Source organism: Candidatus Melainabacteria bacterium (assembly GCA_003963305.1).
Lineage (GTDB): Bacteria > Cyanobacteriota > Vampirovibrionia > Obscuribacterales > Obscuribacteraceae > PALSA-1081.
In genome coordinates this window covers 100,983-109,629 of the sequence record RXJR01000016.1, presented here as the reverse complement: position 1 = coordinate 109,629, position 8,647 = coordinate 100,983, and the positions used below count along the sequence as shown (strand labels likewise).

At 48.3% G+C, this 8,647-nt stretch carries 3 protein-coding genes; all 3 read right to left on the bottom strand.

Annotated features, from left to right (window positions below):
• Nucleotides 1-143 precede the first annotated feature (143 nt).
• From glgX to treZ, 3 genes are read right to left on the bottom strand one after another with little or no spacing between them, the layout of a single operon-like run.
• Complete coding sequence (gene glgX / locus EKK48_16755) at nt 144-2,264, bottom strand: glycogen debranching enzyme GlgX (GenBank protein RTL40396.1); 2,121 nt, start codon at nt 2,262-2,264, stop codon at nt 144-146.
• Nucleotides 2,265-2,288: 24 nt separating this feature from the next.
• A complete protein-coding gene (gene treY, locus EKK48_16750; protein RTL40395.1) occupies nt 2,289-6,746 on the bottom strand; it encodes a malto-oligosyltrehalose synthase in 4,458 nt (1,485 codons plus the stop codon).
• Nucleotides 6,743-8,644 carry a malto-oligosyltrehalose trehalohydrolase gene (treZ, locus tag EKK48_16745; GenBank protein ID RTL40402.1) on the bottom strand — a complete coding sequence of 634 codons (1,902 nt, stop codon included), beginning with the start codon at nt 8,642-8,644 and terminating at the stop codon, nt 6,743-6,745. Before treZ ends, treY begins: the two co-directional genes overlap by 4 nt.
• Nucleotides 8,645-8,647: the final 3 nt, after the last annotated feature.

Here is an 8,647-nt window from a genome sequence, read left to right as displayed (position 1 = left end):
AAGATATGCGGCTTCATCCGATCAGACAAGTGCCCTCAAGATATGCGGCTTCATCCGATCAGACAAGTGCCCTCAAGATATGCGGCTTCTTCCGATCAGACAAATGCGGTTGATTGTTCTGGCTAAATCCATATGCAATACGTCTAAACGTTTCTGTCCAATTGAAGTAGAACAACACTTCGTGCTTTGAGGGTAAATCGCTTTGACATAGGGAAGGTTGATTTCTTGATACTCTCGGATGTATCAAGGACAAGTCGCCAGAAGTCACCTTCATCATGTGCGGGCAGCAGGAATGGTATATCTTCGTGGTGCGCATTGAGCAGGATTAGAAGCGTGTTTCCCTGCACCGTTCTTCCCATCTTGTCCGTTTCAATCAGTTGAGCACCTTCCAGGAGCACACCCAGAACGCGCTTGCTCGCGTCCGTCCAGTCTTTGTCTTCCATGGTTTTGCCATCGACATTCAACCAGAAGATGTCCTTCATGGCGCCGTCGGCACCAGATCCTTTGAAGAATGTTTTGCGATGAATCACTAACTGCTCTTTTCGTATGCCAATTAGTTTTTGCACAAATTCGAAAAAAGCCTGGTCGTCTTCTGTCAGATCCCAGTTGTACCAGCTTATTTCGTTGTCTTGACAATATGCGTTGTTGTTGCCCTTTTGTGTCCTACCGAGTTCGTCTCCACCGCTGAGCATGGGTACACCCAGAGAAAGGAAAAGCAAAGCCATGAAATTGCGCTTCTGCTGGTAGCGCAGCTTGATGATGTTCCTGTCATCGGTTTCTCCTTCGGCACCGCAATTCCAGGAATTGTTATGACTTTCTCCGTCCCGGTTATCCTCACCATTTGCTTCGTTGTGCTTTTCGTTATAGCTGACCAGGTCCTGGAGCGAAAAGCCGTCATGACAGGTTACGAAATTGATGCTGGCGTGCGGTTTCCTGCCGCTATGCTCATATAGATCGCTGCTGCCTGTCATACGTGACGCAACCTGCCCCAGTTGACCAAAGTCTCCTTTGACGAATTGCCGCATGGTATCGCGATACTTCCCGTTCCATTCGGTCCACAGAACCGGAAAGTTCCCGACCTGATATCCACCTGCGCCAAGGTCCCAGGGCTCAGCAATCAATTTGGTCTGCGAGATGATTGGATCTTGTTGAATGACGTCAAAAAATGCGGAAAGGTTATTGACGTCATACAATTCTCTCGCTAGAGCGCTGGCAAGGTCGAATCTAAAACCATCAACGTGCATCTCTTGAATCCAGTAGCGTAGCGAATCCATAATCAATTGAATTACACGAGGGTGCACCATATTCAGTGTATTACCGCAGCCGGTGTAGTCCATGTAATATCGATTGTCTTTGTCCACGGTGCGATAGTACGAGAAGTTGTCCACGCCTCGAAACGATAGCGTCGGACCCATGTGATTACCTTCGACTGTGTGGTTGTAGACAACGTCGAGAATCACTTCTATGCCGGCGGCGTGAAGCGCTCGAACCATCATTTTGAACTCCTGCACATTTTCATTTGGTCCCTTCATAGAAGAGAAACGCGTGTCAGGTGCGAAGAATGAGAGGGTGTTGTAGCCCCAGTAATCAGTTAAACCTCGATCGATGAAATTGCGGTTGTTTGTGCGGTGGTGCACAGGCATGAGTTCAATTGCGGTGACACCAAGATTCGTCAGGTGCTCAATTACAGGCGCACTGGCTACTCCCGCATAGGTTCCCCGCAATTCTTCGGGAACCTGTTTATTCAGCATCGTCAAACCTTTGACATGTGCTTCATAGATAATTGTTTTGTTCCAGGGTGTCTGCGGCAGCTTGTCCTCTCCCCAGATGAAGGATGGATCGATAACTGCTGCCAATGGTGCGAAGCGCGCGCTGTCGCGCTTGTCCATTGAAAGATCTTCTTCTTTGCTGCCGATTGTGTAACCGAATAGAGAGTCGTCCCACGTTACCGAGCGAGGCACCGATTTAGCGTAGGGATCGACCAGTACCTTGTTGGGATTGAAGCGCATTCCTTTTTCAGGTTCATAGGGTCCATAGACTCTGTATCCGTAGAGCTGCCCCGGTCGGATGTCGCGAATAAATCCGTGCCAGACGTGGGCGTTGTATTCCGGTAGCGTGATTCTATGGGACTCTTGTGTCGCGTCCTGAGAATCGAACAAACACAATTCGACCTTCGTCGCATTTTCGGAGAAGATAGCAAAGTTAACCCCCAGTCCATCCCATGTTGCACCGAGTGGATAGGGCTTTCCTTCTGATACTTGCATAGATCTTGGCTACCTGTTAAACAACTAAGTGGTGGATGATATTATCGCAACTGGGAAGCGTTTAAAGATATCCGATAATCTCAGAACATTGTCGGCGTTGTTTAAGATTTGCATGCTGAAGCAATTTACAAGCTTGTGTTCGGCCAACTCAGATGGTAGGAAGATCTTTGTGTCTCCCCATAGATTCTCGCCATTAGTACCGCCATTAGTACCGCCATTAGTACCGCTATTGGGACCACTATTGGGACCACTATTGGGACCACTATTGGGACCGCTATTGGGACCGCTATTGGGACCACTATTGGGACCGCTATTGGGACCACTATTGGGACCGCCATTAGTACCTTTATTGGTAACGCCACTTACACTATCATTTGCACTACTTTTGGACCCGGCATCACTAACACTAGCGCACGACAGTATGTCAAAGACTGTTCTCTCCTCCAGTCTGCTAGAGCAGTCTGCTTTCAGAAGAGTTGATACGAGTCTCGGCACCACAGTAATCGACCAGTTGCCATCCAGTTCTCTTGCGAAGGCAATCACGTGTTGCGCTGCTGAACCACTGACATCCAGAGGAATGTAGCGTCCTCTGGTGTAGATATTTGAGAAGCGTTTGCGAATCGCCATTGAAGTTGCTACCACTAGAAGTTTGCAACTGCCGTCTTCAAATTCATCCAGGACGCTTTTCAGAAATTCTGCCTGTTTGCCAATGGCTTGATCTGACGCGAGCGTCCCAACTTCAATGTGCTTGCTTACGCGATTTAGCATGTGTGCGCGTTCACCAAAATCTACAGGTCGGCGGTTGTCTGGATCTACGAGGCTGAAATCGAAAATCTCATTGCCCTGATAAATGTCGGGTACACCTGGCGATGTAAACTTCAATGTCGCCTGCGCCAGGCTGTTGATCAGACCAAGCGGACAAAGAGCCTTATGGAATTGTATGAAATCATCCAGGAAGGGATTTGTCGCCGATATAGCCAGGATTTTATCGAGGAATAAGGTCAGCGCATTTTCGTACTCAGCGTTCTTGTTAACCCAGCTTGTGTGAGATTTGGACTCACGAGCCGCTTTTAAGATGTACTCTGTTACTCGTTTTTTAAAAGGCTCGACCCAATCAGTTCCTGTAACGCCAGCCGGACATGCCCCGACAAGGGTTTGATAGATCAAGTATTCGTCATTGGCATCAGGCATTTGCTCATCATCAATGACAGTTTTACGACTGCGATTCATGCGCGACCACTGTGATGTCTTTTGCTCCCACAGCTTAGGCAATTCCGACAATACAGCCAGGCGTGCTCGCACATCTTCCGATCGTTTGGTGTCATGTGTGGACGAAGCCAGCATCTCATAGGGGCGGCGCAACTGACGTTGCAAATTCTGATGGTGAAAACTTGCCACTGTTATTCCGAATCTGTCCGGCTCGCCACCAACTTCGTTAAGACAGACAAATCTGTTGAAGCGGTAAAAGAGGGTGTCCTCAACGCTTTTTGCCATAACTGGACCGGTAAACTGTTGGAATTTCATAGCTATTGTTTGCATGGCTTGCAGAAATTGCAACGCAGGTTCGTCATTCTCTGCCGGTAATTCTGCTGCTTCGAGGCACAGCACGTTGCGAACAAAATCATAGACTTCCGGAGTAACAGCTGAGCCGAAACGTTTTGCCAAACGCACCGCCCAGTCGATGTATTGCTTGGCTGTTTTGTCGACTTTGCGTGGTGTTACGTAGGTCCGATAGACGGGAAAGTTCGAGACGATGTGCCGTAGTGCTTTACGCAATGAGTTTTGCGTGAAGTCTCTGTATTCCCAACTAATCTCGGCAATTTGACTGAGTCTGTGTGCGAGTACATGAAGTTCGCTGGCCAACACTGTATCCAGTATTAAACCTTTGCAAGCTCTTTTTTCGGTTTCGTAGTCCACTACTCGACCGATGAAGGCTTCGTACGTTGACTCGAGTGCGTGCTCATTTTCGATTGAAACAAACACGTTAACGAGGCTGTTTAGAAATTCATAGCCAACTGTTCCATGCACCGCCCAATCTTCCTCGAGGTGCTCGAAAGGAGCCAGAATTTTTTCAACGACAATGTAAATGGGCAGCGATTCTCGCCCGAGTGTCAAATCTGATTCTATTGGTGCTGGTTTGTTGAGTCGCTCTGCTGCTTTGCTCTGCAGTTGAATGAAGTAGGCGGCTGGATCGAATAGTCCATCGGGATGGTCGATGCGCAGCCCGGACAATTTACCTTCACCAATAAGATTGAAAACGAGGTCATGCATCTCTGCGAAGACGCGCGGATCTTCTGTTCTTACTGCTGCCAGTTCGTTAATATCGAAAAACCTTCGATAGTTTATTTCATCGGATGCGACGCGCCAGAAGACGAGTCTGTATGCTTGTGCCTCAAGTAACTTGTGCATACGATCGAAAGACTGTTTGTCGTCATGTCTAACTTCGAACTCGGTTAAATTTTGTTGGATGAAGTTTGTTATTTCGGGATTGTCTTTGCACAAGTTGGTAAGCCGCTTGAGCTGGACTTGCCGTTCCCTGACGCGATCGCTGAAGTGGCTGCGCTCCATATGTGATGGCAACGCCGCCAGTGCAGTGATGATGCTTTCATATTCCATTACATGAAGGTTATTCTTGCCCAGTCGCTCTTTCAGAACGTCAAGCCTCAAGCCCAAAACTTGTGGGTATGTGGCCGGATTGACGGGAAACTCGTTTTCGTAATACTTGATTGCCAGTGAACCCGTCGACTCTGTGAATTGCAGTTTGAATTGTCCACTTTTCAGTACTGCGCCGTAGGATTCTCCGAGAACAGGCAGAGTGACTTTACCGTAAAGTTCAGGCTTGACGGGTGCCCAGTCTATATCGAAATAGTCGACATACACAGAAGCTGGTCCGTTCTCGAGTACGTCCATCCACCAGTGATTGACTTGCCCTATGCCCATGTGGTTCGGCACTATATCCAGTATCAAACCCAGACCATGTTCGTGGAGCTTGTTTACCAGGTTGTTGAGATCATCAGCGGTGCCGATTTCGGGATTAATCTGTTTGTGGTCGATAATGTCGTATCCATGCATACTGCCAGGGCGTGCTTTCAAGAACGGCGACGCATAGCAGTGACTTATGCCTAACTTGGACAAGTAGGGTATGAGCTTTGCTGCGTCCTTGAAAGTAAACTCTTTATTGAATTGAAATCGGTAAGTAGCCCGCGGTAATTGCTGGAGTGCATTTAAATGATCGTCAGTTGAGGGCTGGGTCGATATCCGTGGACGAGATTTATTCAAATCTCGCATGATTCTCTCCAGGTTCGGTTCATCTAGCAGATTCTCGAGGTCCTGATTAAGCTTGGTGCGCCAATCGGGTGGAGCAAGATCACCTCTGTCATGCAAAAAATTGATTAAAGGCAGAAAAATAATCCGCGCTCTCTCAGACTTGAGTGTGCCCAGATTCTCGTGATCCGAGACGATACGTACAGTCTCATCAGCATCATCGTCCTTCTCCTCATCCCGATCATCAGTATCGTCTTTTTCACGAGCACCGCAATCGTCATCATCACGAGCACCGCAATCGTCATCATCACGAGCACTGCAATCGTCATGATCAGAGCGATCATCGAAATCGTTATCATCATCAGTTTTACCCTTGATCGAGTGATCGATTGTCAACGGAATGGCTTTCACACTGCCGCCGGATTGACTGATCCATGAATCCGGCCCGGAGGCATCGATGCGATCTGGCTGCTGGATGACCAGTGTGGAGAAGTTCTGCTTGTTCAGACAGAACTCAATTACTGCACGGAGCTGCTGCTGGGCAATCCATTGCAGATATTCGAAAAATTCAATTCTCTCCAGGTTCGACTGTGAAAATTCTACTGTTCCTTCGGCATCAAGACCCTGATAGGCTGTCGGCCAGGCCCGCCAACCTTGATTTTTGTTGACTGTGCTGGATTCCAGTTTTTCTTTCAGTGCCTCAAATAACGCAAATTCTCGAAGCGCGTCCCCATTTTCCTTTTGGAATGCTCGAAATTCGGAAGATCTCTGCGAATTCTTGCTTATGTGGCATTCTCTAAAATGCTGATAGCATGATTGCAAAACGAACGTTTTGCAGGCCAGGACTTCGCTTAGATTGACCAGAGGCTCCGATCTCAGCGCGGCAAGCGTGGACTGGAAATTTGGTGCCAGAACTTGGCGGTGAATTTCATCAGATTCCGCGTAATCAGCTACTAATTCTATATCGATATATGCGGGGCTTATAAAAGAGCGTGAGGCGAAAAGGACGCCATTCCAGTCTTCGGCAGCGTATACAGGCTGTAACGGTTCGATCGAAAGCACATGTGCATTCTTGCTGTTTGCATAATTTGCAATGTTCTTCAAATCAGTGAAATCGCCAATTCCCCAGTTGCGTTTGGAGCGAATAGATGCCACACGAACATGAAGACCCCACTGCTTGCGTTTCGCAGGTGATACTGTTTTCGTAGCGGTTCTCAATTGAGATCTCCTTGATTATCCATTAGCCACAGCACTGAATAAGGTGGCATAGAGCCATTCACCAGATGTGTTAAGAGGTGTATTGTGCTTTCGTAGAGAATTGTCCGCGTGCTCCCCATCTGTCTGGAGTGTTTGAGAGTTTGTGTATCCTTTGACAAATTGGCGAACAACTCGAGGACGGTTTCTTTCCCTGCATTCCATTCAACGTGCAAAACGTTATGGTCTACGCTGGCTCGCGCGGATGTGATTTTGGCTATTAAGGGTATCAACTTTTCCCTTCGCAATTTCAGCAGCGACTGAACAAGCTCCAGATGGGAGCGATGGTTCGTTTGTTCCAGATCTGACCAGACTAATTTCGAGCTGCCAAATGTTTCGGGGCTACATGGGTCTGGAATCTTGTGCCGCGTTTCTGGATTTGAGAATTCGGGAAACTTGGCGAATTCGTTCCGGCGCCCCTCAGTTACAAGTGGCGCCAGCTCAGGACCAAGATCGCAGAAATACATAAAAGGCGTTGTCGCAGCCCATTCCTCTCCCATAAAGATGAGTGGAATGGCCGGCGCTAAAAGTTGAATTGCGTTCAGAGCCATCAACATCTCCGAGTTCGAAATTGAAGCGATACGATCACCGAAGGCCCTGTTTCCGATTTGATCGTGATTTTGAATGAAAGACACGAAAGCGGTCGGAGGCAGGTGTGCGCTCTTTTCACCTCTCAACTCGCCATCTCTCAAGGCGGAGGCGTTGTTCTGATAAATAAACCCTTCAGCCAGAGCTCGACCGAGGAGAGAAAGCGTGTCCTTGCCGATTTCGTTGCCTAAATAGTCCGCATAGTAGCCACCAGTTTCGCCTGTTGCTAGAACATGGTAGGCATGGTGAATGTCGTCGTTCCACTGTGCTGCGTATAACACCGGCTGTCGGGATTTATCTCGTTCGAGAAATCTGGCTATGTTGTCATCGTTTTCCAGAACCAGATGCCTGGCGCGTTCTCTTCCGGGACCAGCAGTGACTCGTCTTGCTAATTCGGTTAAGACATGTCTGGAACTGTTGTCTTTGATGGCGTGCACGGCGTCTAGCCTGAGACCATCTATGTTGTATTCCTCCAGCCAATAAAGCGCGTTTTCGATGAAGAATTCGCGCACTTCGCTGCGTCCCTCGAAATTTAAAGCGGCGCCCCAGGGGGTTTTATGCTTGTCTGTGAAGAATTCTCCGGCATAGGCATGCAGGTAGTTTCCCTCTGGACCAAAGTGGTTATAGACCACATCTAGAAAGACTTGCATACCCTTGTGATGTGCCTGCTGAATAAGCATTTTCAACTGATCTGGCGTTCCATAGCTGCTTTCAGGTGCATAAGGCAAAACCCCATCGTATCCCCAGCCGAACCTGCCAGGGAAATCTGCAATCGGCATCAACTCAACAGCAGTGATACCAATTTCTTTTAAGTAGTCCAATTTGTCCGACAATGCTGCGAAAGTCCCTTCAGAAGTGAACGTGCCGACGTGCAGTTCGTACAGAACAGTCTCAGACCAGGGCAATCCCCTCCAGTCCGTATCTGTCCATTTGAAAGAAGTCGGATCGATAATCTGACTGCGTCCGTGCACATCCTCTGGTTGGTACCTGGAGGCTGGATCTGGTACTGCCAGACCATCTCCGGTAACGAATTTGTAGAGCATGCCAGGTTTTGCCGCCACCGTTGCGCTAAACCAGCCGTCTCCCATCGCTTCCATAGGCGTCATCGTTTCATCATTGTTGTTGTTGTTGTTGTTGTTGTTGTTGTTACGGTTTTTGTTGTCGTTGTCGTCGTCAATGTTGTTGAAAAGCAACAGCTGAATCCGGCTGCAACTTGGCGCCCAGAGCCTGAAAAGGACCGTACCGTCGCTTTTAACGGTCGTACCGAAACGCATATT

Excerpts from the sequence above, each read along its gene's own strand:
- glgX (RTL40396.1), bottom strand. The coding sequence starts at position 2,264 with ATGCAAGTATCAGAAGGAAAGCCCTATCCACTCGGTGCAACATGGGAT.
- treZ (RTL40402.1), bottom strand. The coding sequence starts at position 8,644 with ATGCGTTTCGGTACGACCGTTAAAAGCGACGGTACGGTCCTTTTCAGG.